The organism is Klebsiella sp. LTGPAF-6F (genome assembly GCF_001753185.1).
GTDB lineage: Bacteria > Pseudomonadota > Gammaproteobacteria > Enterobacterales > Enterobacteriaceae > Klebsiella > Klebsiella michiganensis.
Genome location: NZ_CP017450.1, coordinates 1,661,322 through 1,688,203 on the forward strand (window position 1 = coordinate 1,661,322; position 26,882 = coordinate 1,688,203).

20 protein-coding genes and 2 pseudogenes are annotated in these 26,882 nt (G+C 56.4%); 12 read left to right on the top strand and 10 right to left on the bottom strand.

The window, feature by feature from the left end; all coding sequences use genetic code 11:
* Positions 1–8 precede the first annotated feature (8 nt).
* The 5 genes from BJF97_RS07760 to BJF97_RS07780 form a co-directional block, all read right to left on the bottom strand.
* Positions 9–1,526: a carbohydrate porin gene (locus BJF97_RS07760; protein ID WP_032694590.1), complete on the bottom strand. Its 1,518-nt coding sequence runs from the start codon at positions 1,524–1,526 to the stop codon at positions 9–11.
* A 164-nt stretch (positions 1,527–1,690) separates the two neighbouring features.
* On the bottom strand, positions 1,691–2,614 hold the full coding sequence (locus BJF97_RS07765) for an aminoimidazole riboside kinase (RefSeq protein WP_025107095.1): 924 nt from the start codon (positions 2,612–2,614) through the stop codon (positions 1,691–1,693).
* 281 nt (positions 2,615–2,895) lie between these two features.
* Positions 2,896–3,687 carry an ABC transporter ATP-binding protein gene (locus tag BJF97_RS07770; RefSeq protein ID WP_014837719.1) on the bottom strand — a complete coding sequence of 264 codons (792 nt, stop codon included), beginning with the start codon at positions 3,685–3,687 and terminating at the stop codon, positions 2,896–2,898.
* On the bottom strand, positions 3,684–4,766 hold the full coding sequence (locus BJF97_RS07775) for a FecCD family ABC transporter permease (RefSeq protein ID WP_032694589.1): 1,083 nt from the start codon (positions 4,764–4,766) through the stop codon (positions 3,684–3,686). Before BJF97_RS07775 ends, BJF97_RS07770 begins: the two co-directional genes overlap by 4 nt.
* A 6-nt stretch (positions 4,767–4,772) precedes the next feature.
* Positions 4,773–5,891, bottom strand: coding sequence for an ABC transporter substrate-binding protein (locus BJF97_RS07780; protein ID WP_009654147.1), 1,119 nt, complete (start codon positions 5,889–5,891; stop codon positions 4,773–4,775).
* A 274-nt stretch (positions 5,892–6,165) separates the two neighbouring features.
* On the opposite strand from BJF97_RS07780, the gene BJF97_RS07785 reads away from it, so the two are divergent.
* The 10 genes and pseudogenes from BJF97_RS07785 to BJF97_RS07830 all read left to right on the top strand — a co-directional run bounded on the left by BJF97_RS07785 (position 6,166) and on the right by BJF97_RS07830 (position 18,658).
* The gene (locus tag BJF97_RS07785; RefSeq protein WP_004130158.1) at positions 6,166–6,558 is read left to right on the top strand and encodes a hypothetical protein; all 393 of its coding nucleotides are present in this window, start codon (positions 6,166–6,168) and stop codon (positions 6,556–6,558) included.
* A 308-nt stretch (positions 6,559–6,866) separates the two neighbouring features.
* Positions 6,867–7,349, top strand: coding sequence for an RcnB family protein (locus BJF97_RS07790; RefSeq protein ID WP_032694588.1), 483 nt, complete (start codon positions 6,867–6,869; stop codon positions 7,347–7,349).
* A gap of 439 nt (positions 7,350–7,788) precedes the next feature.
* Positions 7,789–8,967, top strand: coding sequence for a M20 aminoacylase family protein (locus BJF97_RS07795; RefSeq protein WP_004848538.1), 1,179 nt, complete (start codon positions 7,789–7,791; stop codon positions 8,965–8,967).
* Between the two features lie 19 nt (positions 8,968–8,986).
* Positions 8,987–9,763, top strand: coding sequence for an ABC transporter substrate-binding protein (locus BJF97_RS07800; protein WP_032694587.1), 777 nt, complete (start codon positions 8,987–8,989; stop codon positions 9,761–9,763).
* Between the two features lie 131 nt (positions 9,764–9,894).
* The gene (locus BJF97_RS07805) at positions 9,895–10,848 is read left to right on the top strand and encodes an aldo/keto reductase (protein ID WP_014228266.1); all 954 of its coding nucleotides are present in this window, start codon (positions 9,895–9,897) and stop codon (positions 10,846–10,848) included.
* A gap of 342 nt (positions 10,849–11,190) precedes the next feature.
* On the top strand, positions 11,191–13,428 hold the full coding sequence (locus BJF97_RS07810) for a TonB-dependent receptor (RefSeq protein ID WP_014228267.1): 2,238 nt from the start codon (positions 11,191–11,193) through the stop codon (positions 13,426–13,428).
* Between the two features lie 267 nt (positions 13,429–13,695).
* A complete protein-coding gene (pheP, locus tag BJF97_RS07815; protein ID WP_014228268.1) occupies positions 13,696–15,072 on the top strand; it encodes a phenylalanine transporter in 1,377 nt (458 codons plus the stop codon).
* A 150-nt stretch (positions 15,073–15,222) separates the two neighbouring features.
* A complete protein-coding gene (locus tag BJF97_RS07820) occupies positions 15,223–16,464 on the top strand; it encodes an MFS transporter (RefSeq protein WP_014228269.1) in 1,242 nt (413 codons plus the stop codon).
* Between the two features lie 16 nt (positions 16,465–16,480).
* On the top strand, positions 16,481–17,506 hold the full coding sequence (locus BJF97_RS07825; RefSeq protein ID WP_014228270.1) for a sugar phosphate isomerase/epimerase family protein: 1,026 nt from the start codon (positions 16,481–16,483) through the stop codon (positions 17,504–17,506).
* Positions 17,506–18,658, top strand: a pseudogene (locus BJF97_RS07830) (Gfo/Idh/MocA family protein). Before BJF97_RS07825 ends, BJF97_RS07830 begins: the two are co-directional and overlap by 1 nt.
* A gap of 38 nt (positions 18,659–18,696) precedes the next feature.
* Here the strand turns inward: BJF97_RS07830 and BJF97_RS07835 are convergent.
* Together BJF97_RS07835 and BJF97_RS07840 are read right to left on the bottom strand one after the other, a co-directional pair.
* The gene (locus BJF97_RS07835) at positions 18,697–19,113 is read right to left on the bottom strand and encodes an Exc2 family lipoprotein (protein WP_014228272.1); all 417 of its coding nucleotides are present in this window, start codon (positions 19,111–19,113) and stop codon (positions 18,697–18,699) included.
* A gap of 127 nt (positions 19,114–19,240) precedes the next feature.
* On the bottom strand, positions 19,241–19,990 hold the full coding sequence (locus BJF97_RS07840; RefSeq protein ID WP_014228273.1) for an SDR family NAD(P)-dependent oxidoreductase: 750 nt from the start codon (positions 19,988–19,990) through the stop codon (positions 19,241–19,243).
* Between the two features lie 180 nt (positions 19,991–20,170).
* Here BJF97_RS07840 and BJF97_RS07845 point away from each other — a divergent pair, with 180 nt between their 5' ends.
* Entirely contained in the window at positions 20,171–21,079 is a 909-nt protein-coding gene (locus BJF97_RS07845; protein WP_032694586.1) for a LysR family transcriptional regulator, read from the top strand.
* Between the two features lie 266 nt (positions 21,080–21,345).
* Positions 21,346–22,045, top strand: a pseudogene (locus BJF97_RS07850) (helix-turn-helix transcriptional regulator).
* Positions 22,046–22,051: 6 nt separating this feature from the next.
* On the opposite strand, the gene BJF97_RS07855 reads toward BJF97_RS07850, so the two are convergent.
* The 3 genes from BJF97_RS07855 to BJF97_RS07865 are packed head-to-tail and all read right to left on the bottom strand — an operon-like array spanning position 22,052 to position 26,878.
* Positions 22,052–22,735, bottom strand: coding sequence for a fimbria/pilus periplasmic chaperone (locus BJF97_RS07855; protein WP_032694585.1), 684 nt, complete (start codon positions 22,733–22,735; stop codon positions 22,052–22,054).
* Entirely contained in the window at positions 22,732–24,351 is a 1,620-nt protein-coding gene (locus BJF97_RS07860; protein ID WP_014228277.1) for a hypothetical protein, read from the bottom strand. The genes BJF97_RS07855 and BJF97_RS07860 overlap by 4 nt, the downstream gene beginning before the upstream one ends.
* A complete protein-coding gene (locus tag BJF97_RS07865; RefSeq protein WP_032694584.1) occupies positions 24,341–26,878 on the bottom strand; it encodes a TcfC E-set like domain-containing protein in 2,538 nt (845 codons plus the stop codon). Before BJF97_RS07865 ends, BJF97_RS07860 begins: the two co-directional genes overlap by 11 nt.
* Positions 26,879–26,882: the final 4 nt, after the last annotated feature.

Consider the following 26,882-nt stretch of genomic DNA (forward strand, 5'->3'; position numbering starts at 1 on the left):
ATTCACCGTCAGAACCAGGTTTCCATCTGCATACCGAACGACCATTCGCCGCCCGAGGTAAAACCATTGCTGCCCAGCGCGTCATCGCTGGCGTAATTATTCAGTTTTTTGCTCCAGTCCATCCACGAGGTGTAAAGGCGGATTTCAGGGCGGCTGAAGAAATCACCGATGCTGCCGACCTTAAATGTCGGGGCGAAGGTGAGCTTGTAGAAGCTACCGTTTACCGCATGACGATCGTTATAACCTTCGGGTTTGAGATCCATATACTGGTAGCTGCCTTCGTAAGCGAGAGCGAAGTTCTGGTTGATCTCCTGGATCAGGCGCATGTTGAGCGTGGCCCACTGATAGCTGTCGCCATCGGCATAACGGCCTTTACTGCTTTGCGCCAGGATCGCCGGGGCGATAGACCAGTTTTCGCTGAGCGGGGTGGTGCCATAGCTGGCGAAGCGCCAGGTGTTGGCTCCCGACCGTAGCGCGCCGTCAGAGCCGATACCTTTAACTTCCGCGCCCAGGCCGTGACCGTAGAGCAGGGCGGTTTTGCTGGTGCCTTCACGCAGACCGTAAAAACTGTCGTTGTGCAGGCCGAGCAGCGTATGTACCCCGGTATTTGCCGCATCGCCTTTGACCGGGTTACCGTTGGTATCCTGACGGTTGTCGTTGTCTTTTGCCCGCATCCCGCTGACCATCACCTGCACCGGACCGATGAAGTTGTTCATGCTGAGGATATAGTTCTGCACGCTGTTGCTCGAGTCAGCAATATCGCCGAAATTGCGCCCGTAAAGCGAGAGGTTGCTGCGGATGCTGTCGTTCCACCTGACGTCGTAAATACCGCCGCCGGTACCGGCGAGGAACACAACGTCAGAGTCAATCCAGTGAATATCAAAGTTGTCGCGGTCGAAGCGTTTCCCGGCCCACAGGGTGGAGCCTTTAAACGGCCCTGTGAAGGTGGGTAAGTTGCCCAGTTCGACAAAGGCCTGACGAACGTTCAAATCGCTGCTGCTTGCCGTCCAGTCGTTATAAGTGGTTTGTCCGTCGGCGACCATCACTTTGAAGCGGGTCGTCGCGCCATTATCCAGGGTCTGCTTATGTTCAAGGTTCATTTCAACATAGGTATCGGCCTGGTTTCCCAGACGACCGATAGCCCCGCCGGTTTCCCCCGCTGGCGTCATGTAGGCGCCGGATTTGGTGCTGGCGGCGGAATCATTCATTATCACGCCGGAGCGGGCGTAGCCGTGAAACTCAAAGCCGCTTTTCTCATCGGCCTTCTTCTCGAGTTTGGCGGTACGTTGAACCACTTCCTGCGTCGTGTCCTGATTTTTCTGCTGCTGCGCGGTGAGCTGCTGGACCTGTTTCTCCGCCGACTCGGCGCGGTGTTCCGCAGTCTGTGCCCGGTTTTCCGCCTCCTGCAGGCGTTTTTCCAGGGCGATCAAACGGGCTTCGATCGTGCTGAGATCCGTTTGCGCGTGGGCTGAGGCGGCACCGGTTAGCAAAGCGATAAGGACGGCGAGTGTGCTTTTTTTATACATGCTGGTTGCATCCCGAAAGGAAAATGTAAAATGTTGTTTTTTGCTAAACCGGTTTAGGAGCTATGTTAAACACGACCCTTAACATTTTGAAATGGATTTTGCTAAACCGGTTTAATAAATGTGATGGATGCAACAAAGTGGGCCGCGCGCGGCGGCCTGAAGGATCAAAACTGGCGATTAAGATCGCGCTGGTATGGCAGGGCGGTCATGGCGCCTTTCGCCGTTGTCGCCAGGGCGCCGCAGGTTTGCGCCAGCGTGAGCGTCGGTTCCAGCGCAGCGATATCCGTCGGCATCCCGTTGGCAGCAAGGCTTGCGAGCAGTCCGGCGACAAATGCGTCACCCGCGCCGGTGGTGTCCACGCTGACAACGGGCTTGGCGCTGAAATGGGTAAACTGCTGCTGAAAGGCGGCAAGTACGCCGGCTTTGCCCTGGGTCACTAGCAGCAGTTCAGGCTGATAGCGTTCGGTCACGCTGGCGATTCCGTAGGCTAAATCATCACTGCCGCTGATGAATACCAGCTCCTCTTCCGACAGCTTCACCACGTTGGCCATGCGCAGGGCGCGATCGAGGCAGGCGTGCAGCAGCTCCTGATCCTGCCAGAGGTCCGGGCGGATATTGGGGTCAAAGCTGACCCGGCCGCCGGCATGTTTGATGCTTTCCATCGCCGAGAAGGTGGTGCTGCGGCTGGGCTCGGCGCTGAGCGCGATGGAGCAGACGTGCAGCCACTGGTTGGCGGTAAACTGCGGCAGGTCTTCTTCCGCCAGGAACAGGTCCGCGCTGGGGCGCACCATAAAGGTAAAGGTACGTTCCCCCTGATCGTCCAGGTCGACCACCACGGTTGAGGTACGGTGCTGGCCGTCGAGGCGCATATGGCTGACGTCGACCTGCTCTTGTTGCAGGGTATGGCGCATAAAGCGGCCAAACGGATCGTCGCCGACGCGGCCGATAAATCCGCTGTCGCCGCCAAGGCGGGCGATACCGACCGCCACGTTAGCCGGGGCGCCGCCGGGGCAGCGCAGCAGGCGGCCTTCGCTCTCCGGCAGCAGGTCCACTACTGCGTCTCCCAGAACCCAAACTTTTGCATTCATGTTGAAAATTCTCCATAGCTAAACTTAATTAAACCGGTTTAGCACATTAAAGCATAGCGACAGAATGAGGGGAACGTCACGGGCGGAAAAGTGCCAATCAGGGCATAAAAACGTGAGCTGGTTAGCAAAAGAGTGATGATTCGGCCAGGCGGGAGGGGCTTCCGGTGGCGGCGGGCGAGATGGCGGCATAACGCGGTAGGCCGGAGAGGCGCAGCGCGCCGCCTCCGGCAAAGCCCTGGATAGAGGGGATCTCAGGGCTTGATGTTCAACGCCGCAGCCGCTTAAGCCCCCGCCGCCAGACCGTCGATAATCACCTGCATCACCCCCTGAGAACAGGGCTCGATGCGCCCGCGCACGCCGTAAACCGCAGCCAGAGCCTGCGGGGTAATCACCTCGGCCGGCGCGCCGTCCCCCAGCAGTTGTCCCTCTTTCAACATCAGCACGTGATCCGCGTGGCGCAGGGCGATATTGATGTCGTGAACCACCACCAGCGTGATGATGTTGCGCCTCTGCGTCTCCTCACGCACCAGATCCATCACGTGGAACTGATAGTTTAAATCCAGCGCGCTAAGGGGCTCATCCAGCAGCAGCAGGGCTGGCTGACGGATAAGCGATTGTGCCAGGCCGACGAGCTGCTTCTGCCCGCCGGATAGCCGGTCGAGGTAGCTCAGCGCCAGATGTTCAATGCCTAGCTGGCGCAGCAGCGACATCACCTGCGCCTGATTTTCCGGGCTGTGCGCTCCTCCGGCGGCGCGTTGAGCGACAATAATCGACTCCAGCACCCGCAAGTGCACGCCGGCGGGCAGCGTCTGCGGCAGGTAGACCACTTTTTCCGCACGCCGGGCAAAGGGGAGGGCAAGCAGATTCTCACCGTCCAGCGACAGCTCGCCCGCGGACGGCCCCAGCCCGGCCATCGCCCGCATCAGGGTGGATTTTCCGCTGCCGTTGGGGCCGAGCAGCGCGGTGATTTTACCGCGCTGCAGCCGCGGTACCGTCAGGTCGCGGATCACCTGACGTCTGGGATAACCGGCGCTGAAATGGGTCAGCGCCAGTCCGGATACAATATGGCTCATACGTGCCCCCGATGGCGCAAAATGATGCTCAGGAAAAAAGGCACCCCCACCAGCGAGGTGACGATACCCACCGGAATCACTGCGCCGGGAATCAGGTTTTTTGCCGCAACCGAAGCCAGCGACAGGACGAGGGCGCCGATTAACGCGCTGGCCGGCAGGTAAAAGCGGTGATCTTCGCCGAAAACCAGCCTGGCGATATGCGGCGCCACCAGGCCGATAAAACCGATTGGGCCAACGAACGCCACCGAAATCGCCGACAGAACGCTGATGCGCAGCAGGGTGGTCAGGCGCAGGCGGCGCACGTTGATGCCGAAGCTGACGGCCCGGTCCTCGCCGAGGCGCAGCGCGGTCAGCTTCCACGCGCTGCGCATTGATAGCGGCATGACGACCGCCAGTATCGCAAGCAGGATCCCCACCTTTTGCCATGAGGCGCGGTCAATGCTGCCCATCGTCCAGAACACCAGCCCCTGGAGGGTATCTTCGTTGGCGACAAACTGCAGCATCGATACCAGCGCATTGAAGGTGAACACCAGCGCGATCCCGAACAGAATGACGCCGGAGGTGGCGACCTGGGTCCAGCGCGTAATGCCGTCCAGCAGCAGCGCCGCCAGCAGGGCGAAGATAAAAGCGTTGGCCGAGACAAACCACTGGCCGGGAACCCCGGGAATTCCTATCCCCTGCACGATAGCCAGCGCCGCGCCGAATGCCGCCGCCGAGGAGACGCCGAGCGTAAACGGGCTCGCCAGCGGATTGTTAAGGATGGTCTGCATTTCCGCCCCGGCGAGGCCGAGAGCCAGGCCGACGACGATCGCCATCAGCGCATAGGGCATGCGGATATCCCAGACGATCGCCCGCGTCCCGGCGCTGGCGCTGGCCGGGTCGGTAAGGGTTTGCCAAAGCGCCTGCAGCGACAGGCCGGATGGCCCCATCACGAAGTCGAGCAGCAGCGAGGCGACAATCAACAGCGTCAGCAGCAGCAGCATGATGGCGCGGCGGCGCACAATGTGACGGTAGTTTGCCATTACGTCACGGCTATCGACGCCGAACGCGACGATATCGGATTCAGGAGAGAGACTCATGGCTAATTACTCACCTTGTTGCCAGGAAAAAACAAACGGCAGATCGGGCAGGGTGGTGAAATGACGGACAATGTAGTGCCAGCTATCGTCAGGGTTGAGGTCGCTGAAGGTCTGGGGATAGATATCCTTCGCCAGATACGCCATACCGACGATATTCCACGGATGGTTGTAGAAGTGGTGGTAAATGCCGTAAGCGCGTTTTGCTTCAATCGTCGGGATGTTGCTCACGCCGGTGCGCGACAGCAGCCGCTCCGCCTGACGATTGACCTCCTGGGGATCGGCCTGTAAACCGAGCGGCAGCACCTGGCTATTCCCGCGTTTTGAACCGGTCATAATATAGGCATCCGGCTTCATGCTAATCACTTTTTCCAGCGACACAAAGCCGGAAGCGCCCGGCAGCAGCTGCGAGCCGATATTGTTCGCGCCGACGGCTTCGACCAGACCGCCCCAGCCGTTGTGGCCGTGGGTAAAGCAGCAGGCATCGCTATTACCCGCCAGCGCCTCGACAAAAACGTTAGCCTTCGGCGTGATGTTCGCGGTTTTCTGGCGGATGGCGTCCAGCTGCTGACGGTAATAGTCGGTATAGGCTTTGGCGTTTTCTTCACGGTTAAGGACTTTCCCCAGCAGATCGATACTCGGGGCGGTGTCTTTGCCGGGGTTGATTTCATAATCGACGAACAGCACGGGAATATTCAGCGCGCTGAGCTTGCTGATGACACCGCTCTCCTCCAGCGCGGGCTTCGCGCGAAGCTGGGCGATCATCAGGTCCGGCTGGCGGGAAATGACGCTCTCAAGGTCAACGTTGCCCTTATCGCTAAAGCCCATATCGAGGATCTGAGCGGATTGCGGCCACTTCTCTTGCAGCATTTTCCAGGTATTGATGTCCTGTTTTCTGGCCAGGTTATTCCATGCCACGACGCGCCTGAAGGGGTTGTCGCGGTCGAGCAGAGCCATGGCCATAATATCGCGACCATCCTGCAGGATAATGCGCTGTGGCTCATGCTGGAGCGTAATCGCGCGGCCGTCGAGATCGGTGACGGTGAGCGGATATTGCGCGGCAAAGCTACAGAGAGGAGTGGAAATCAGGGCAGTAAGGATGAACGAACCTACTGATTTTCTTGCCATAATATGCGTTCCGTTTGCTAATTTATAAATATAATGATTCTGAGAATTATTCTCGTGTAAACATAAACGGCAAGTATATCAACGGCAAATGACTTAAAATGTAACAAATTTGTTGGAATTTATTCGCGCAATCAGAAGCGGGACGCGGCAGACCAAAAGTCGATAGAAAAGTCCGAAATCAGTTTTAAGAACAATCCCTAAAGCCAGACGGTAAAATCTTGTGCCATGCTAAATGCGACTCATAACATTAAGTTCGTTAGCGAGAGAGGACATTATGAAAAAAGCAATGATTGCGTTATCTGCGATTCTGGTAGCAGCTCCTGTTTTTGCTGCAACAACGACACACGCAACCGACGATACCGTCGCGGCGGCCCATGAAGGGGCGAACACCGCGAAAGAAAAACTGCACGAGGCCCAGCACCAGGGTGAAGAGCAGCAGCTGAAAGCCAAACACGCGGCAGAAGGCAAAAGCGACAGCGTAGGCAGCGAAGTCAGCGAAGGCGCGCAGAAAACCTGGAATAAGACCAAAGAAGGGACTGAGAAGGGCTGGAACGCGACCAAAGAAGGCACCGAAAAAGGCTGGAATAAGACCAAAGAGGTCAGCAAAGAAGGCTGGGATAAAACCAAGCAGGGTGCCGAAGAGCTAAAAACTAAAGTCACTGAGTAATCTCTGGCTATTTTCTAAAAAAGGTCGCGAAAGCGGCCTTTTTTGTTATTTGGTGCGCTTTGTTCAGCGTCGGGATAATATTTTTAAAACGTTATAATGCTCTCTCCCTGAATTTTTAGCCGCACTGCGGCGGCAGGTTCATAAGTCCCCGGGAGCACCGGTTGCCAGGTGAACGGGGGGAATGCACGCAGCCAGGACATGCGCCTTAAAAGATGAAAGGTATAAGCCAGGAATTGTCCTGGTTATATTGTTACTCACTATTCCTCCACATTTTCCCGGTACAAAGGAAATATATCAGGAGGTGTATTATGAAAAAGATTCTTTCACTGGCGATTATTCTATCTTGTGCTTTGACTTCCGTCTCCTGGGCGGATGGTCCTGGCGGCAACAACCACGGTCAGCAGCAGGTCTGGCAGCAAGATGCCGGCCGCGGCGGTCCGGACGGCAACCGTCAGCAGGGGCCGGGCAAGGGGCCGCAGGCCAACAATCATCAGGGTAACGACGATAACCGTGGCCCGTCGCGCGGTGACAAGGGGCCGCAGGGTAACCCTCATCAGGAGCGACATGAGCGGGACCACTTCGCGTGGAACGGCCATGATTTTCGCAAAGGTCAGCCGGCTCCGGAACGTTATCGCGGCAATGATTACCGGATAAACGACTGGAACGATCGCGGATTACCGGCACCGCCGCACGGGCAGCACTGGTCCTATATTGACGGTAACTATGTGCTGATTGCCGCCGCGACCGGGATTATTACGTCGATCCTGATTAACGGCGCGCTGAGCCACTAACCTTTTCTGCTTTAACCTCGCAACCGCCTCCCCCGGAGGCGGTGCTGTGCACCTGTTCGCGCTACCGATTTCCGCGTCTGCGGGACGGTAGTCCGGCCAGCCTGGCGCTATTGGGCACTGCCCACCCGCTCCTGTTCTCACATCAAATCCGCTTAAAAACCGCAAAGTTGAAAATATCATCCTTGCGCCTCTTCTTTGATGTTTTATCTGCTTATTTAGGCTTTATAAATGAGTATTGTGCTTCATGGTTAATAAAAGGCAGAGAATGTAAGACGTTTCATGGTTCAGGTGATAGTAAAACTCATCCGCTTCGCCGTTAAATCGCTATGAATAAATCAGATGAAAACCCCGCGCGGAATAAGAAATCCTGCTTGCAATAAACCCTTAGCACGTTAAGTTATTAAAGCTTAGCACCTGATTCTATATCCCGGAGACCGGCATGACCGACTGTGTAATTCCTGAAATTAAAGCCACCGAAGATGAAATGATTGCGATCCGTCATTATTTACACGCCCATCCGGAATTAAGCCTGGAAGAGTTTAATACCAGCGAGCTGGTGGCCGGAAAACTGACCGAGTGGGGCTATACGGTGACCCGCGGGCTGGCGAAAACCGGGGTGGTAGGAACGTTAAGCAAGGGCGATTCGCCGCGCACTATCGGCCTGCGCGCCGACATGGACGCGCTGCCGATTTTCGAAGCGACCGATCTCCCCTGGGCCAGCACCGTGGCCGGAAAAATGCACGCCTGCGGCCACGACGGCCACACCACCATTCTGCTGGCGGCGGCGAAATATATCGCCTCGCCGGCCTGCCAGTTCAACGGCACGGTACACCTGATTTTCCAGCCCGCGGAAGAAGCGATCGGCGGCGCGGATTTAATGATCAAAGACGGCCTGTTTGAGCGCTTTCCCTGCGAGCGCATCTTCGGCCTGCACAATATGCCGGGCCTGCCGGTGGGGAAAATCGGCTTTTACGCCGGGAATTTTATGGCCTCGGCGGATACGGTAAAAATCACCATTACCGGCTACGGCGGCCACGGCGCGCACCCCGAGCGCACCGTCGATCCCATTGTTACCGGCGCGGCGCTGGTGATGAATCTGCAAAGCATCGTTGCGCGTAACGTACCGCCGGGCGAAACCGCGGTGGTGAGCGTCGGCACCTTCCAGGCGGGTATCGCCTCCAACGTCATCCCTGAGAACGTGGTGATGGAGCTGAGCGTGCGGGCGATGAAGCCGGAAATTCGCGACCTGCTGATTAAGCGGATCAAGGAGCTCGCTGATTTTACCGCCAAAAGCTACGGCGCCAGCAGCGAGGTAGCGGTTTTTGACTCCTATCCGGTACTGACCAACAGCGTCGAAGAGACCGAATTCGCCAAAGCGCTGGCGCTGGACGTCTTTGGCGAGGAGGGCGTGCTGGAATCCATTTCGCCGATGAACGCCAGCGAAGATTTCGCCTTTATGCTCCAGCAGCGCCCCGGCTGCTACTTCCTGCTGGGCAATGGCGAGAAAGGCGGGAAGGGCAGCTGTATGGTGCACAACCCCGGCTATGACTTTAATGATGACATTATTTCTACCGGCGCGACGCTGTTCGCCCGGTTAGTTGAAACACACTGCCGTTGATCTCTGGAGTCCGTAAATAATGAAAAAATCTCTTCTGCTGTGGGTCGCGCTGATGGCCTCAACTTCAGCCCTGGCCGCAGAAAATAAGGAAATTCGCTTTGGCGTCGATCCGACTTTCGCGCCGTTTGAATGGAAAGATCCGCAGGGTAAGCTGGCGGGTTTTGATATTGACCTCGGCAACGCGATTTGCGCCCAGCTGCAGGCGAAGTGCGTGTGGGTGGAAAGCAACTTCGACGGCATTATTCCGGCGCTGAAGGCGCGTAAGTTCGACGCGATCCTCTCCGGCATGTATATGACCGAGAAGCGTAAAGAGCAGATCGGCTTTAGCGACAAGCTGTACAACGGCCCGGTGTTCCTCGTGGCGCGTAAAAACACCCTGGCCGGGAATACCGTCGAGCAACTGAAGGGCAAAACCATCGGCGTAGAGCAGGGCTCGGCGCAGGAGACTTACGTTAACCAGCACTGGCGCACGGCGGGGATCAATATCGTCGCCTATCAGGGGGCGGATCGCGTGGTTCAGGATCTGGAGTCCGGGCGTATTGACGGCGCGGTGCTTTCCGGGATGATGGCCGACTACAGCTTCCTGCAGCAGCCGCAGGGTAAAGATTTTGCCTTCGTTGGCGGCCACCTGAAGGACGACAAGCTGTTCGGCGCCGGCGCGGCGATTGGCCTGCGCAAAGAGGACGATGCCCTGCGCCAGGAGATTAACGGCGCGATTGCCACTATTCTCGCCAACGGCACCTATAAAAAGTTAGCCGGGAAATATTTTAGCTTTGACGTCTATTCCGGGACATAATGTTGTTATGCATTCAGCGGGCACGGATAGCCCGCTTCAAGCTTCCTTTTCTTACTATCCCGTAATTGTCCTTTTCTGGCCCTCACGGCGTTCCGAAGGATACTGAATATAAGCGATAAGGAGTGAACGGCATGATGACACGTCCCTTGGGCAAAACCGGATTTTCCATCGCCCCGCTGGTGTTTGGCGGTAACGTTTTTGGCTGGACCATTGATGAAAAAACCAGTTTTGCCATTCTTGATGCGTTTATAGACCACGGCTTCGATGCTATCGACACGGCGGATGTCTACTCCCGCTGGGCGGATGGCAACCAGGGCGGCGAGTCTGAAACCATTATCGGCCGCTGGCTACAGGCGCGGCCAGGCATGCGCGATAAGGTAAAGCTCTTCACCAAAGTGGGTTCCGATTTAGGCCTTCCCGGTCATAAAGGGTTGAAAAAAGCCTGGATCCAGCAGGCGGTGGACGACTCCCTGCGACGTCTGAATACCGATTATATTGACCTCTATTTCGCCCACTGGCCGGACCCGGAAACGCCGGTCGCCGAAACCCTCGACGCCTTCCACGCCCTACAGCAGGCGGGGAAAATCCGCGCCATGGGCGCCTCGAACCTCGATGCGCAGCAGCTTTCAGGCGCGCTGGAGGTGTCGCGTAAAAGCGGCCTGCCGGCCTGGCAGGTGCTGCAGCCGGAATACAATCTTTATCATCGCTCGGCTTTTGAGGGCGCGCTCTGCGACCTGTGCATCAGCCGCGATATCGGCGTGGTGACCTACTACAGCCTGGCGTCCGGCTTCCTGACCGGCAAATACCGCCAGCAGTCCGACCTGGCGCAAAGCCAGCGCGGGGGCGGTATCGGCAAATATCTCAATCCTCGCGGGCTGCGTATTGTCGATACCCTGGTTGAAGTGGCGGAGCAAAGCGGCGCTAAACCTGCCGAAGTCGCGCTGGCCTGGCTGATGAGCCGCGACGGCGTGACGGCGCCCATCGCCAGCGCCACCAGCCTCGCTCAGGTGGAGAGCTTTGCTCGCGCCGCCGCGCTGAGCCTGAGCGCCGGGCAGCTGGCGCGTCTGGATACCGCCAGCGCGTAGTGATTGAGGCCGGAGCCTGTCGGGTTCCGGCCTTTTGTCTCTCCGCGTTTTGCTGCGCGCGCTTCCTCACCTTCAGCCCAAACCTCTGCGGCGAATCCCTTTCAGCGAAAAATGAAACGTTTTTCCAGACGGCAAAAGCCAGGCTTGATTACGATAAGATAATGAGTATAGTTCTCATTCTTCTTCTTGTTTGCGGTTTTATCAGGAGATAACCTGCGTACGTCGCGGGCTCACAGGGAAACGGCGAAGGCACTGGATGGGGCTCACAGGCGCAAGACCGGAAACGCGAATTTCGGCGGCGGAGCCACTATCGGATCGTTGATTTTGTTCAGGACTGATCTTATGAAACGCACTCTGCCGGCGCTGGCCGTCTCTGCCAACTTAAGCGGCCGCGCCGCACCGGCTTTCCCGCTGCGGAAAACGCTGCTGGCGTTAACTGTTGGCGCTATCTCCCATTCGGCAACGGCGGCGGAAAACGTCGCCGAACGCCAGAAAAGCGAAGAAACGATGGTCGTTCAGGCCGCATCCGCCAGCGATTTTAAAGCCGGCGGCGACCTGGTGGTGCCCGCCTATCTTGACGGCCAGATCGCCAACGGCGGCCGTCTCGGGATGCTCGGCGAACAAAACGCGATGGACGTTCCGTTTAGTATCATCGGCTTTACCTCGAAGCTTATCGAGGATCAGCAGGCGAAAACCATCGCCGACGTAGTGAGTAACGATGCCGGGGTTCAGCCGGTGCAGGGCTACGGTAACTACGCCGAGACCTACCGCATTCGCGGCCTTAAATTTGACGGCGACGATATGACCCTGAGCGGGCTGGCGGGCGTGGTGCCGCGTCAGGTGGTGGATACCGCCATGCTTGAGCGGGTCGAAATTTTTAAAGGCGCCAACGCTCTGCTTAACGGTGCGGCCAGCTCCGGCGTCGGCGGGATGATCAACCTGGAGCCTAAGCGCGCGGAAGATACCCCGACCGCCCGCGTGGGCGTCGACTATACCTCGGATTCTCAGGTCGGCGGCACGCTGGATTTGGGCCGCCGCTTTGGCGACGACAACCAGTTCGGCGCGCGGGTGAATCTGGTGCACCGCGAAGGCGAGGCGGCGGTGGAGAGTGATAAGCGCAGAACCACGCTGGCCTCCATAGGGCTCGATTATCGCGGCGAACGGATGCGCAGCTCGTTTGACTTTGGCTATCAGAAAAAAACCTTCCACGGTAGCCCGATGGGCATCAACATTTCGGGCGTCGATTTTATTCCGCGCCTGCCGGATAACACCCACAACTACACGCAAAAATGGGCTTACAGCGATATCGAAAATGAGTTCGGTATGCTGAGAATGGAATACGACATTGTCGATAAATGGACCGCCTACGCCGCTCTGGGGGCGCAGCATGCCCATGAAATCGGTCTCTATAGCGCCTCGAAGCTGATTGACCGGGCGGGCAACGCCACGGCGGGGCGCCTGGACACCAACCGCTATATGGATACCGCCAGCGGCATGGCCGGGATACGCGGCGAATTCGCTACCGGTTTTGTGTCGCACAAGGTCAACGTCGGCTATTCGGCGAAAACCCAGAACGACAAAACCGCGTGGCGGATGTCGAAGGCGGCGGATAATCCGCTGGTGAATATCTACGATACCCGTCCGGTTGCGCCCCCGGCGAACGCATCATTCGGCGGCGACTATGGCGATCCGCTCACCAGCGGCCGCACCCGTTCCCAGGGCTGGCTGCTGAGCGACACCCTCGGCGTGCTGGACGATACGCTGCTGTTCACCGTCGGCGCCCGTCATCAAAAAGTGGTGGTGCGCAACTACGATAAAGTCACCGGCCTGCAAAGCGATGCGTATGACGACAGCCGCTGGATGCCGACCTATGGCGTGGTCTATAAGCCGTGGCAGGTTCTCTCTTTATACGCTAACCATACCGAAGCCCTGCAGCCGGGCAGCAATGCGCCAACCTCCGCCGCTAACTATGGGGAAAGCGTCGGCATTATTCACTCAAAACAAAACGAAGTCGGGATGAAGGCGGATTTTGGCCGCATTGGCGGCTCGCTGGCGCTGTTTGAAATTAAAATGCCTTCCGCCTTCCTGGATAGCCAGAAACGCTATGGCCTTAACGGCGAGCAGCGCAATCGCGGCGTGGAATTTAACGTATTCGGCGAACCGCTGTACGGCCTGCGCCTTAACGCCAGCGCGACCTGGCTGAAAGCCGAACTGTCGAAAACCAAGGATGGCGTCAATGATGGTAAAACGGCCATCGGCGTACCGGGCTTCTACGCGGTGCTTGGCGCAGAGTATGACATCAAACCTATCGACGGCCTGACCGCCACCGCACGCCTCAATCACTCGGGTTCGCAGTATGCCGACCAGGCGAACAGCAAGAAGATTGATAGCTTCACGACCCTGGATCTCGGCGTGCGCTATCGTCTGGCGCTTAACGAGAACCAGAATCAGATGACGGTACGCGCGGGCGTCGATAACGTGACGGATGAGAACTACTGGTCCGGCGCGGACGACAGCGGAACCTATCTGTTCCGCGGCGAACCGCGCACGTTCAAGGTTTCGGTCGGCTACGAATTTTAAGGCAAAACCGCAGGAGCGGGCAGGGCGGCTCGCCGGTTGTAATAAATCAATGAATGTATAAAGCCAAGGCATCTGCGGCTTGAAGTATGACGATTTTATACCCTAAATAATTCGAGTTGCAGGAAGGCGGCGACGCAGGGAATCCCCAGGAGCTTACTCCAGTAAGTGACTGGGGTGAGCGAGAAAAGCCAACGCACATGCAGCTTGAAGTATGACGGGTATAAGTGTTAAAAGGTGCCCCTTCATATATACACACAGGGGATCGACGTGAAAGACGCGTCAACGTCGTCGGATGCCGTAGAGGAAAGCGGCCCGACGCTTCATCGCGGTTTACAGAACCGACATATTCAACTTATCGCCCTTGGCGGCGCCATCGGTACCGGCCTGTTTCTCGGCATCGGGCCGGCGATTCAAATGGCGGGACCGGCCGTACTGCTCGGCTATGCCGTCGCCGGGATAGTTGCCTTTCTGATCATGCGCCAGCTGGGCGAAATGGTCGTCGAAGAACCGGTTTCAGGCTCCTTTGCCCACTTTGCTTATAAATACTGGGGCCCGTTCGCCGGTTTTCTTTCCGGCTGGAACTACTGGGTGATGTTCGTGCTGGTCGGGATGGCGGAGCTGACCGCCGCCGGGATCTATATGCAGTACTGGCTGCCGGATGTGCCGACGTGGATCTGGGCCGCCGCGTTCTTCATCATTATCAACGCCGTAAACCTGGTGAACGTGCGCCTGTACGGCGAAGCGGAGTTCTGGTTCGCGCTGATTAAGGTGCTGGCGATTATCGGCATGATCGGCTTTGGCCTGTGGATGCTGTTCGGCGGCCACGGCGGCAGCAAGGCGGGAATCGATAACCTGTGGAAACACGGCGGTTTCTTCGCCACCGGCTGGCACGGCCTGATCGTGTCGCTGGCGGTGATTATGTTCTCCTTCGGCGGACTGGAGCTTATCGGCATTACCGCCGCGGAAGCGCAGAACCCGGAAAAGAGCATCCCGAAAGCGGTTAACCAGGTGGTATATCGTATCCTGCTGTTTTATATCGGTTCGCTGGTGGTTCTGCTGGCGCTCTATCCGTGGGTGGAAATCAAATCCGACAGCAGCCCGTTCGTGATGATCTTTCATAATCTCGACAGCAACGTGGTGGCTTCCGCGCTGAACTTCGTGATTCTGGTAGCGTCGCTGTCGGTTTATAACAGCGGCGTTTACTCGAATAGCCGGATGCTGTTCGGTCTGTCGGTGCAGGGCAATGCGCCGAAGTTTCTCGCCCGCGTCAGCAAGCGCGGCGTGCCGGTTAACTCCCTGCTGCTATCGGGAGTCATTACTTCGCTGGTGGTGCTGCTTAACTACCTGCTGCCGCAAAAAGCCCTCGGCCTGCTGATGGCGCTGGTGGTAGCGACGCTGCTGCTGAACTGGATTATGATCTGCCTGGCGCACCTCAAGTTCCGCGCCGCCCAGCGGCGCAAGGGGCGCGAGTCGAAGTTTAAAGCGCTGCTGTCGCCCGCCGGAAACTATATCTGTATCGCCTTTCTGGGGCTGATCCTGGTGCTGATGTGCACCATTGACGGGATGCGCCTGTCGGCGATTCTGCTGCCGGTGTGGATCCTGTTCCTGTTTGTGGCCTTTAAAACCCTGCGCCGTCCGGCGTAGCGCGATCGCCCCGTCGTCCGGCGGGGCATTATCTCTTTTTATTGTGATCGTCTTCGCGCTTAGCGTATTTTGCCCGCGATCTTCTTTTTGTAATCGATTACTTTTTATTTGAGCGTATTTGTAATCGATTACTTTTTGAGGGCGGTCGAAATGGTCACAACAACCGAAGGTCGTGAAAGTCCCCGCGTAGCCCACCGTTTTCTGGTGCCGCGGCTGTCGTTAATGATGTTTATGCAGTTCTTTATCTGGGGTAGCTGGTCGGTGACGCTGGGGCTGGTGATGACCCGCTATGAGATGTCGCTGCTGATCGGCGATGCTTTCTCCGCCGGGCCGATTGCGTCTATTCTCTCGCCGTTTGTGCTGGGAATGCTGGTCGATCGCTTTTTCGCTTCGCAGAAGGTGATGGCGGTGATGCATCTGGCCGGAGCGGTTATTTTGTGGTTTGTCCCGCAGGCGCTGGTGGCGCAAAACGGCGCGCTGCTGATTGGCCTGCTGTTCGGCTACACCCTGTGCTATATGCCGACGCTGGCGCTGACCAACAACATCGCTTTCCACAGCCTGGCGAACGTCGATAAAACCTTTCCGGTGGTGCGCGTCTTCGGCACCATCGGCTGGATTATCGCCGGTATCTTCATCGGCGTCACCGGTATCTCCGATACCACCGGCATTTTTACCCTGGCGGCGCTCTGCTCGGCGGCGTTGGCCGTTTATAGCCTGACGCTACCGCACACGCCGGCGCCGGCGAAAGGGACGCCGGTCCAGTTTCGCGATCTGCTGTGCGCCGACGCTTTCGCGCTGCTGAAAACGCGCCACTTCCTGATTTTCTCCCTCTGCGCGACGCTGATTTCGATTCCGCTGGGGACCTACTACGCCTATACCGCCTCTTATCTGGCGGATGCCGGCATCGCGGACGTCAGCACCGCGATGTCGTTCGGTCAGATGTCAGAAATCTTCTTTATGCTGGTGATCCCGCTGCTGTTCCGCCGCCTCGGGGTGAAATACATGCTGCTGATCGGCATGGCGGCGTGGTTTGTGCGCTACGCCTTCTTTGCGCTGGGGGTCAGCGAAGAGGGGCGCTTCCTGCTCTATCTCGGCATCCTGCTGCACGGCGTGTGCTATGACTTTTTCTTTGTTGTCGGCTTTATCTATACCGACCGCGTGGCCGGTGAAAAAGTGAAGGGCCAGGCGCAAAGCATGATCGTGATGTTCACCTACGGTATCGGCATGCTGCTGGGGTCGCAGATCTCCGGCGCGCTGTACAACCATCTGGTGGCAGGCCAGAGCGTACCGCAGGCGTGGGTGACCTTCTGGTGGATCCCGGCGGTGGCCGCTGCGGTTATCGCGCTGATTTTCCTTTTCTCTTTCCAGTACAACGAGAAAGAGCAGCGTTAATTTTTCAGGAGGTGGTATGAAAACAATCAAAGGACCGGGCATTTTCCTGGCGCAGTTTATCGGCGCGCAGGCGCCGTTTAATACCCTGGAGGGCCTGGCGCAGTGGGCCGCCGGTTTGGGCTATCAGGCACTGCAGATCCCCTGTAACCATCCGGCGATTTTCGACGTTGAACGCGCCGCCGCGAGCCAGACCTACTGCGATGAGGTGAGCGGTATCCTGGCGGAACAGGGCCTGGCGATCTGCGAGCTGTCCACCCATCTTGAGGGGCAGCTGGTGGCCGTTCATCCGGCTTATGATACGGCCTTTGACGCGTTTGCGCCCGCCGCGCTGCGCGGTAACCCGCAGGCGCGCCAGCAGTGGGCGGTAGAAAAAGTACGCCAGGCGGCGGTGGCCTCGGCGCGTCTGGGGCTGAAGGCGCATGCCACCTTTTCCGGGGCGCTGGCGTGGCCTTATTTTTATCCGTGGCCGCCGCATAATCAGCCGCTTCTCGATGAGGCCTTCGATGAACTGGCCCGGCGCTGGCGACCGCTGCTGGATGTTTTTGACGAACAGGGCGTGGATGTCTGCTACGAAATCCATCCCGGCGAAGACCTGCATGACGGCGTGACCTTCGAGCGTTTCTTGCAGCGGGTCGATAACCATCCGCGCTGCAATATGCTCTATGACCCCAGCCACCTTCATCTTCAGCAGATGGACTACCTGGGTTACATCGATATCTATCATTCGCGAATCAAAGCGTTTCACGTCAAAGATGCCGAATTCCGCCGCGACGGGCGCAGCGGGGTCTACGGCGGCTATCAGAACTGGCAGCAGCGGGCGGGGCGTTTTCGTTCGCTGGGCGACGGGCAGATCGACTTCAAAACGATTTTCAGCAAGCTCACCGAGTATGATTTTGACGGCTGGGCGGTGCTGGAGTGGGAGTGCTGCCTGAAGGACGCGGAGGTCGGCGCGCGCGAAGGCAGCGAGTTTATCCGCCGCCATATCATCCCGGTCTCCGGGCGGGCGTTTGACGATTTCGCCGCAGGCAAGGAGGGGGAATAATGATTCAGGTCGGCATTATTGGCTCCGGATTTATCGGGCCGGCGCATCTGGAAGCGCTGCGCCGGGTGGGCGACATCGAGGTGGTGGCGCTGTGTGACGGTTCGCTGGAGATGGCGCAGCAGAAGGCGCGCCAGCTCAACGTGGCGCACGCCTACGGTAGCGTTGAGGCGCTGCTGGCGCATCCCGGGCTACAGGTGGTGCATAACTGTACGCCGAACCATCTGCATGCGCGGATTAACCGACAGATCCTCTCCGCCGGACTGCACGTCTTTTCGGAAAAGCCGCTCTGCATGACCGCGGAGGAGGCCCGTGAGCTGGTGGCGCTGGCGGAAAGCGCCGGGGTGATTCATGGCGTCAGCTTTGTTTATCGCCAGTTTGCCATGGTGCAGCAGGCGGCGGCGATGATGCGCAACGGCGATGTCGGGAGGCTGTTTGCGGTGCACGGCAGCTATTTGCAGGACTGGATGCTGCTGGAGACCGACTATAACTGGCGGGTGGATTCGGCGCTGGGCGGGGCCTCGCGGGCGATGGCCGACATTGGTTCCCACTGGTGCGATACGGTGCAGTTTATGACCGGCCGACGCATTGTGGAGGTGATGGCGGATCTCTCCATCGTCTGGCCGACGCGCCAGGCGCCCGTGGCCGGCGACGCGACGTTCAGCCAGCATCGCGATGATATCGCGTATGAAGCGCGGCCCGTCGATACCGAAGATTTGGGGTCGGTCCTGTTTCGCTTCGACGATGGCAGCAAGGGGAGCTTTATCGTTTCGCAGGTCAGCGCCGGGAGAAAAAACGGCCTGACGGTGGAGATCGGCGGCAGCCGCTGCTCGCTGGCCTGGGATCAGGAGCTGCCGCAGCGGCTGTGGATTGGCCATCGCCAGGGGCCAAACCAGCTGCTGAGCGACGATCCGAGCCTGATGCTCGGCGAGGCCGCCGCCAGCGCCCACTTCCCCGGCGGGCATAATGAAGGCTGGCCCGATGCGTTTAAAAATATGATGCTGAGCTTTTATCAGGCGGTGCGCGCCGGTGAGATGCCGCCGGCATCGTCACGGCGTTTCGCCTCGTTCTACGAGGGGGGCGGACGTGATGTACATCATTGCGGCGATAGTGAAAAGCCATCAGCAGCAGCGCTGGGTGAAGGTGGAAAGATAAGCCCGAAGGCGCGGTGCGCATTTCGCGCACCCGCTGGGTTATTTCACGCCAAAATAGCCGTCGAGATACGTTCCGGCCAGTTCATTACCGAACAGCACGGCGTCTTTATTTTCCATTTCGTTATCCCATTTATCGCTGACGTTGCCGGTAAATGCGTGCTGGGTTTTTGTGCCCTCAGCCACCTGCTGCCTGATTGCGTCGGCGGTACGGCGGGCGTCGCTTTCGCTCATCCCCGACTTTCTGTCCTGCTGGCCGCGGGCATAGATATCGGTAAAGTTCGGCAGATTTAAGCGGTAGTTTTCCTGACGGTTACTAACGAAGTTACCGCCGACGAAATCGCTGCGGTGTGAGACAAAATAGTAAGCGTGGCGTTCCGGGGAAGATTTTGAGGAGGTACAGCCGGAAAGGGCGGCAAGCGAACAGCCAAGCGCGATAAACGCTATTTTTAGTTTCATTGATATCATCATCCATAATTATTAGAAAAGGTACTCTGATAATTCAGGTACAGGACAAAACGGCTAATTATGTCTGTACGGTAGCACCTGAAGACCCATGAATCCAAGGGGCTTCAGGCAGCATTTTTTAGATCTGCGCCAGCCCGCCATCAACGTAGATTTCAGCGGCGTTAATAAAGCTCGCGTCGTCAGAGGCCAGGAAAGCCACCGTTTTAGCCACTTCTTCCGGCTCGCCAATGCGGCCCAGCGGGACGTCGGCGGCCAGCATATCGAAGAGCCCCTGACGTTGCTCTGGGGCGACAAGTCCCCCCAGACCGGGCGTACGGACGGGCCCCGGGCTGACCACATTCACGCGGATAGCGCGCGCCTTCAGGTCCAGCGCCCATGAGCGGGCCAGATTACGCACGGCGGCCTTACTGGCGCTGTACACGCTGAAGTTCGCGGTGCCTTTCACCGCCGCCGTCGAGCCGGTAAGGATGATGGAAGCCCCCTGGGTCAACAGCGGCAAGGCCTTCTGGACGGTGAACAGCACGCCGCGCACGTTGGTAGCGAAAATGCGATCGAAGTGCTCTTCCGTTATGGCGCCCAGCGGCATCATATCGCCGCCGCCCGCATTGGCAAAAAGCACATCCACTCGCCCTGATTCGCTGGCAATGGTCGAAAACACCCTATCGAGGTCGCTTAATACCGAGGCATCGGCGCGGATCCCGCTGGCGGCGGGACCGATTAACGCGACCGCCGCGTCAAGCTCTTCCTGACGGCGACCGGTGATATAGACCGTCGCTCCCTGCGAGGCCAGCTCCCGGGCTGATGCCAGGCCGATGCCCGAGGTGCCGCCGGTGACTAACGCGATTTTTGCCGAAAGTTTTTTACTCATGGTGCACTTCCTTAACTAAAGTATGAATATGCCAATTGAGTCATCCACTTACCGTGACTACCTGGCGACTGAGTACGGGGGTCACTCTACCGTCAGCCACGGATGCAAAAAACGGAGTAATGTGAAAAACACTCTTCATACCGGTGAATAATCAGCGGCTATTATCAGGAAAAATGAATAATGGATCGGTTTTCAGCCCTTAAAGTCTTTACGCGCGTTGTCGAAGCCAACAGTTTTACCCGGGCCGCAGACTCCCTGAATATGCCCAACGCCACTCTCAGTAAAGCGATTCAACAGCTTGAATCGCATCTTGGCGTGTGCCTGCTGCAGCGCACAACCCGACGCATTACCGTCACGCCGGAAGGGCGTGAATACTATGAAAAAGCGGTGCGAATTCTGAAAGATCTGGACGAGATTGATGCCTCATTTCGCGCTTCCCGCAATAAGCCAAAGGGCCACCTGCGCGTCGCGGTAGGCGGCTCCACCGCTCGCGACGTGCTGATCCCGCTGCTGGCTGATTTTATGACGACCTATCCGGATATCCGCATCGATCTGGCGGTCGCTGACAGCCCCTCGGACCTTATCAGCGGCAATATCGACTGCGCGATTAGAGGAGGGCCGCTGGACGACTCGACGCTGATCGCGCGCAAAATCGGCGAAGCAACGATTGTGACCTGCGCTACGCCGGGCTATTTCAGGCTCTACGGCATTCCCGCGTATCCCGATGAGCTGAAGAACGGACATCGGCTGGTCAGCTATTTATCTCCCGCCAGCGGAAGAGCCTTCCCGTTCCGCTTTCTGGATAACGGCATCAGTCAGGAGATCAAAACGGAACATCACCTTGGCGTAAATGAGAGCAACGAGCATATCGCGGCTGCGGAGGCTGGGCTGGGTATTGTGCAGACCTTCTCATATTCGTTGAGAAATGCGCTGGTGAACGGAACACTAGTGGAAATACTCAGCAAATGGCGCCCGGCCCCTTATCCCTTTCACGTGGTTTATGCGCAGAATCGCCACGTCACATCCCGGCTGCGCGTATTTATCGACTGGCTGGCGGAGGCATTTCCGGCAGCGGTAAAAGGGGGCTAAATGAGAGGAACCAACATATAATGGCAGCCTGTGAAAAATATTCATCGTGTGATTATAAATCAAGTAACAATAAATATTACGCCCGCTTACAGTATGGGGATATATTTTTCTATATAATATGACATGGTTAAATTCAGTGGGTGTTTTATTAAAATATTTAATGAAATGTGTTAATGTTATTTGCCCTAAGGTCTGGAATTATAGATTAGTCTTTTTTTTCTTTGTTTACAGTAAATATAATAGCAGCAATTTATTTTGTTTATAGTATGTTTGGTATTACGTATGTATCTTTTTTGAAAGTATTTTTTAGCCACTCAAGAGGTAAATATAATGCCGGCAGGTAACCGTGAGATTAAATGTATGGCGTGTGGTTTAAACTGCCCTATTGAAGCGGAAGATAAAATGGAGCGATCCCTTTGCGGAGAGAGGAAGTTTTCTGTATGGCCGGATAAAAACTATTTTTTTAAGCGAGCGGTCAATGATTTGGTTTTTCGTGAACTCACCTGTTTTCTGCCTGAAGGAATGGTGGTGGTGGACTTCTCCCTCGACAATATCTTGTATTTTCTGCATGAGGGCTGGGCTGAAAAACTGCAGGAGACCGGTCTGAAGATTATTTTACTCGCGGATAAAAGCATGCTGCCCATGGCTAATTTTTGGATGCTCCGCTCCGGATTATTATGGTCGGTGGTGGAGGTCAACGATAGCTTGAGCAGCTTAATCAAGAAAATAAAACGCATCATGCTGGGGCGGAATCTTCGCTGTCGGCGCACCCCGTCGCTGACTGAGCATGAAATGAAGACGCTGCGCCTGCTGGCAGACGGGCATTCCAGTCAGGATATCGCCCGCATCATGGCATGCGATACCCGCAGCGTCTACCGCTTTCAATACTCTTTATGCAAGAAGTTCGGCGGACTCAATCGCCTGCGCGAGCTGCGCTTCAGGCATACCATACCCGCTCTGGATTAGCAGCGCTTAACCCGGCGAATCTATAAAACAGCCGTTTCCTAACTGATGATAGCGGCCTAATGCGACAATATATTTCCTGTGGCTATTGTTCGCTTCGGGGCCTGTCCAGCTCTCCCCTGGTAGCATATAAAATTGCGTTGAACTTTCATCGTCACCATTGCAGCCTTTCTGCAGAATGACTCTAAAATAGGTGTTGCCGGTGTTTTTAATGGTGCCCGTGGCTTCGTTAATTTCATACTGGAATCGCGTCTTGCGGGGGCGCACGATGAGAATCGTGCTCATCGACACCGAAGGGACAACCGCCATTTTTTTCTGATCCATGCGCCAGGGGAAAACCGTGACGGGCGTTTCCTTAAAGATCACCCGATAATATCGCTCAACGTCATCTTTGGGCCCGCGATAATAGAGTTTAAAATATTCCTGACCTTTGGCCTGTACGGTGAACTGCAGCGGCGACCAGACCAGGTCTTTGCTCTGACCGGGCACCGGTATTTCATCACCGTTGCCCGGCCGGGAGATTTTGTAAGCCGAAATGGTATATAAGTTAGTGCTTTTTGTATCGTTGACTAGCGGCCGGGAGATAAAATCTTTACTGGCATCCATATCATAAATGATGGAATCAAAGTACACCGCGGAAGCGGGCTGGACACACAGCCCGCACAATCCGATGGCCAGGATTTTTTGCATCATACCCCCCGATCGACGCCGACCCATGTGGCGGTCACTTTTACATCCCCGGTGGCGCTGACGGTCCCCATCCAGTCATGTCCATCGGTGGTGAACTGTGAATGCGGGTCATCCATCGGAAACAGCAGTTTCAGCGTGGTGGTAAAAAAGAAACCATCGTTGACGTTAGCGTTCCAGGCCGTCTGTACCCAGGCGGCGTTGGTCATATCGACAGGGTTTTCACCGCAGCTGTTGCGGACTTTTACCGCTTTACCGGCAGCGGACGTCCATTCGAGGTAGGCCGGGATGGGGACTTTTAGCGTCTCGTCCGCTGAGGTAAACAGGCAGTACGGCAGACCATATATGTTGATGGAGTCGCCGATGACCTGGGCGGTAATACTGTCGGCCTGACGCGACGCGGAGGTGGTGACTTTATATTCAAAAGTGATGGGCTCTTCGCTACCGATCTTGCCGGATGCTTTGGGATGAGAACGCCCGTCGCTGGCAACAATGCTGATACCGTATTCCCGCGGGATGATGTTAATTAATGTGGAAGGCGTGAACTGATAATAACCCGATTGCGGGGTGACGGAGTTATCAAAATAGAAGGTAAACAGTTCATTCTTGTTGGTTAAATCCGTTCCTGCCTTGAGGGCTTTTTGGAAAAAGGCATTGGACAGGAATACGTAGACGTACTCGCCTGACGGCTTGAAAACCTTGTTATAGGTAATGGCAGTACCGAAATTAGTCCAGCTAGCCCCATCACCGCTGTACTTTACGTCAGACGAAGAAGGGGAAAATCCCAGCATCGCCGTGTCGATAACCATCCGGAAATCAAGTGAGGTGGTGAGGGTTTTGGTCTCCTGAAAGTTGTAAGACACCATTTTACAAATGATCCCGGAAGCGCTCCCGACTACGCCCATCTGGCACAATTCAGAGCCGAGGTTAACGCTTGGCGTACCGTCGCTGGCAATCCACACTTCCGCCATAGATCCGGTACTGTTTAAGGTCAGATGCGAGACCTTTTCGAGGTTCATCGTATAGTAAACCCACTTTCCTCCGCTGGGGAGATCTTTACAGCGAACGCCGGAAGCAAAGTCATAATCGGCTTTGGAGTCCATATAGCAGAGATTAAGCTGCAAACTATCGATGGTTCCCACCGGCTGATTGCGAAAATACTCATAGGCCGACTGGCTCAGCACTCCGGCGCCGTAGTAACCGTTTGCTACGCTGTTGCCGGACATCGCGTGATAGTAACCGTCTTTGTCGAGGACATCCGCAGGGATATAGCCGGAAGCCGGGCAGTTTGCGCCAGTAGACATGCAGCGGAGCCCGAGAAACGGTTGGTTAATGGGGGAGTTGTCGATCCAGAGATCAAAATAGCGGTTACTGTAACTCCAGCCCGAGTTGCCCAGATATCCCAGACTACGCTGGTTCGTTTTATATTTCGTCCAGATATTGGCCCCGGTGAAGCGCGGGGAGAGGGAGCTGGTGGTGATGAAATATTCATCATCGACATCATTGTCGATAAACATATAGGTGTTGCTGCCGCTCCCGTCGTTGGTAGCGGTGAGCGCCATAGCCGGCGCGGCCAGCAGCCAGCCGGCCAGCAGCATGATGGCCTGGGGTTTAATAGACATTCTTAACATCTCCAGTCACTGATGCCGTTTGTTGTTGGATCTCACAAGGGATCTCACCGACCCATACGGCGCCTTTCGCCTCTGTCAGATCCAGATCCACTTCGCAGATGCCGCCGAATTTATCGACCAGGGTGATTACCGGGAAGCGCTTATCGACGTCCATGGCGAACTCGCCGAGTTCGTCGGTGCGCGTTTTACCAATGTGGTTATGAATATCGGCGTTGGCGTAGTAACCGCCGCGACGGTCTTTCACCCGGCCAAATACGGTGACCAGCTGTTTGACTTCCGGGTTAAGCACGCTGACGTTGCCGGGATAGAGCACGACTTTGTTACGTCGGCCGGTCACGATATCGACGCTGTCTTCCGAATTTTTGTCGTTCATCAGCTCCACTTTATATTCCGCGTAAGGCGGAAGACTGATGAAGTTGCTTTTGCCGGTCAGCGGGTAGTTCTGGCCGTTGATCTGCGCCATCATCCTGCCCTTGCCGCTGAAATGGGTATTCACCACCAGGCCCGCGGTTTGGGTGCCTTTTCCGGCATAGATATTTTTTTCCGTCCAGGCCACGCTGCCCTGCGAGCTCAGGCTGTAGTTTGAACTGTGCTGCGATGAGCGGCTGACGGAGACGGTGCCAGCGTTATATTTGGTGTCATAGCTGACGTAACCATTGGCGGCGTAATCGTCGGTGCGATAGCGGCTATCGTCATTTTTGTTCTGTTTAATCTGTTTTGAAACCGATGCTCCCACCTGAGTAATGGCGCTGTTGTCAAAGCTCTTGCGCAGCGTGGCGTTCGCCAGCATGTTACCGTTCTGGCTGGACACGCCGGTGCTAAGCCAGGCGGAGAAGGGGATAGAAACGTCAATATTGACGTACTTATCGCGCAGATTTTCGTGGGTGTTGTACTGATAATTCTGAATACCGGCGCGCAGAGAAATCGTCGCGTAGCGATTGGCTAGCAGCGATTGATCGTAATCGACGTTGGTATAGGTGCTCCCGGTATATTTGTTATTGGTTCGGCTGACGCTCAGCGTACCGAGGAACGGCGCGATTTTGCGCAGGTTCGCGTTGGCGCCGACGGTCACATAGTCGTTTTGCTGCATCGGTAGCGCGTTACCGATGGAACTGTACTGGCGCGATCCCCACAGGTTGCCGTACCCGTCCGGTAAACTCATATTGAAGGTGGAGGTACTCTGCCAGCTGCCGTCGGTAGCGAGCAGCCCCTGCTGGTTAAAGCTGAACGCGTTGTTGAAAATAACGTTCGCTTCCGTTTCATTGACGCCGTTATTGTCAAAACCGTAGAGCGTGGTTTTCAGATTCACGCCGGAAAGCCAGGGTTGGCTGGTTGCAGCGGCGACCCCGGCTATCCACGTATTCCGTGTACCATAATTGATGTTGTAGTTGTGACGATAGTCCATCTTGTTGTATTCGAGGCTGCCCGCGAAGGTTTGCCACGAGAGATCGCCGGTGACGCTCGATTTCCGGGCGAACGTTTTATTGATGTTCGCCGTCCGGCTGCTGACCACGCGCCCGTTAACGACCACCTGTATATCAACGTTGTAGATGCCAAACGGCAGGCGCGACGTATCCAGTTCGTAGCTGCCCATGGAGAAGTTTTGAATGCTGAGCAGTTTACCGTCACGGTAAACGTGCACTTCACCGGCGGCTGGCAGGAACACCGTTACGGGCACCAGAGCAAGCGTATTGTCTTGCGTTTGGGAACTGCTTTTATTGCCATAGCTGATGCCGTAAATGCGGCTGGAGTTCAGGGCGCTCATGCTGGCGATCGATTGCAGATTCCAGGTATCCACCATTCCCATGGCGAAGCGGCGTCCCTGATAGTCACGTTCGTACATCGAGCGATACAGTTTACCCTGCTGGTTGCCGGTACCAATTCCGTAGAGGGAACCGTTAAAGTTCAGATGGTGCTCGCGCAGCGACCAGGTATTGTCCAGCGTCAGGTAGCTGCTGGCGTTATCGGTATTCTCATATTTGTTGTAATAGCTCCCCATCGAGTAATTCAGCACGCTCGAGAGATTCTGAGCAGTGGATTCCCCAAGCATGTTGGTACGCGGCAAAATAGCGGCCTGCATGGCTGCCCGGTTAACCGTCAGCTCAAGATAAAAGGAACGCGTATCGAGTGAAAGTGAGGCGTCTTTGTTGATATAAACGCGCTGACCGTCGCCGATGCTTTTGTCCTGCATCTCGTTGAGCAACGATTTTATCTGCGGTGATAATTCGGTTCGCTCAGGGAGATCGCTCAGCGCGATCTGGTTCAGGCGAAACTCATTATCCTTGATTGTGAGGACAGCATCGGCGATTTTTTGCTGGCTGCGTTGGGTACTATTATCGCCTTCATAACGAATAAAAACAGGGACCGTCATGCCCTGATATAACGCGTTAGCAAATACCGAAGGAATAACATAGTTACTGACTTTCACTGGCGCTGTAGCATTAGCTGCCCAACCCTGGTTTACCGTGATCAATAACCCAGCGAACAACGTCCCTTTGACATAACCAAGATTATCCATAATG